At 44.0% G+C, this 955-nt stretch carries 1 protein-coding gene; it reads right to left on the reverse strand.

Going from position 1 to position 955, the window contains the following annotated elements:
- Positions 1–340: 340 nt before the first annotated feature.
- Positions 341–955 (reverse strand): hypothetical protein (locus tag WEIDD23_RS13855; protein WP_062359094.1); only part of this gene is annotated, 615 nt, incomplete at its 5' end.

Below are 955 nucleotides of genomic sequence, written 5' to 3' on the forward strand. Positions count from 1 at the left end.
CTTTTCCGAGGGTTTTCCGCGGACGGATACCATTAATGATCCCCTGCCAAAATGGCAATGGCTAGTTGCAGTCTTGTTAATTGCAGCTTATGCCGTTGGTGCATGGGTGATTCAACCACGTTAAAACCAGTTTGAAAAACAAAAATCCCGGAACAGCCTAATTAATGGTCTGTTCCGGGATTTTTAAATTGTTGGCATTGAATTTTGTATTCAAACCAATGCTAATGTATTTCCAAACTTTGAATTGTCAAGAACTCACCAACTATAGATTGCAATTGCTAATCCTGCAGCGATTTTCTTTAATTTAATCATAGGTTCAATTCGTTAATCGGTGATTAAATTATCCAATATTTCCCCACTTATCGCTGTTATTACCGTTGTCAGTAGCGCCTGCATCAAATCCACCGTTTTCACCAGGTTGAACCTTGTTGTTACCACCGTTACCAGGGTTTGCTGGTTGGGTATTGCGCAAGAAGAACGTGCCATTATTACCGAAGTAGTAATTCTTGCCACCGATATTGCGCCAACCTTGGACAGCACGGCCTTGGTTATCTGTGTAGTATGTCATACCCCAAGCGTGGCGCCAACCATTGTCTTGACGAATACCATTTTGGAACCAGTAGAAAGTGCCCATGTAGAACTTAAATCCAGTGAACATCTTTCCATTTTGAACCCAGCGCCAACCAACACCAGGCACGTTTACGTAAGCATCCTTCACAACGCCACGCACGAAGAATGTGCCATTGTTACCGAAGTCGTAGACAGTTGAACCCACCTTGTAAGTCCCTTGTAAGGCACGACCAGTGTTATCTGTGAAATACGTCATGCCCCAAGCTGTACGCCAACCTTGGTTTTGACGAACACCGTTGATAAACCAATAGTACGTACCCATGTAGAAACGGAAGCCAGTGTATAGCTTGCCGTGATCGTACCAACGGTAACCGCCGTTGTACTT

The sequence above is a fragment of the Weissella sp. DD23 genome (genome assembly GCF_001579105.1).
Taxonomy (GTDB): Bacteria; Bacillota; Bacilli; order Lactobacillales; family Lactobacillaceae; genus Weissella; species Weissella cibaria.